The sequence below is a fragment of the Streptomyces panaciradicis genome (assembly GCF_023516615.1).
GTDB lineage: Bacteria > Actinomycetota > Actinomycetes > Streptomycetales > Streptomycetaceae > Streptomyces > Streptomyces panaciradicis.
Map to the genome: position 1 here is coordinate 1 of NZ_JAMGBF010000326.1, position 790 is coordinate 790.

At 72.2% G+C, this 790-nt stretch carries 1 protein-coding gene; it reads left to right on the forward strand.

Annotated elements, in window-relative coordinates; translation table 11 throughout:
* The coding region (locus M8J74_RS44195) for a condensation domain-containing protein (RefSeq protein ID WP_249841773.1) at positions 1-790 on the forward strand (790 nt) is incomplete at both ends.

Here is a 790-nt window from a genome sequence, read left to right on the forward strand (position 1 = left end):
CTGTGGTTCCTGGACCAGTTGGAGGGCCCGTCACCGACGTACAACACCCCCCTCGCCGTCCGGCTCACCGGCACGCTCGACACCGAGGCGCTGCGCCGCGCGCTGGTCGACGTCGTCGGCCGGCATGAAGCCCTGCGGACCACCTTCCCCTCCGAGAACGGCACGCCTCACCAGGTGGTCCGTTCCCTCGCGGAGACCGACCTCGCGCTCCCGGTGACCCCGGTGACGGAGGAGTCCCTGCACCAGGCGCTGGCCCGGCTGGCCGGCGTCACCTTCGACCTCGCCGCCGATCTGCCCATCCGCGCGGATCTGCTGGCGCTGTCCACCGAGGAGCACGTGCTCCTGGTGGTGATGCATCACATCGCCTCCGACGGCTGGTCGAACGGCCCGCTCCTGCGGGACCTCGCCACGGCGTACACGGCACGCTCACGGGGCGACGCCCCCGAGTGGGTGCCGCTGCCGGTCCAGTACGCCGACTACAGCCTGTGGCAGCGCAGGCTCCTCACCACCGAAGAGGAACGCCAGCTCGCCTTCTGGCAGACCGAGCTGGCCGAGCTGCCCCAGGAGGCGACGCTGCCGGCCGACCGGCCGCGTCCCGCCGTCGCCTCCTACCGCGGGGCCACCCACAAGGTGACCGCCCCCGCCGCCACGCATGCCGCCCTGACCGGGTTGGCGCGTGAGAGCGGAACGACGCTGTTCATGGTTGCTCAGGCCGCTGTCGCGACGGTGTTGTCGCGGTGTGGTGGTGGTGTGGATGTCCCGATCGGTTCGCCGGTCGCGGGCCGTACGG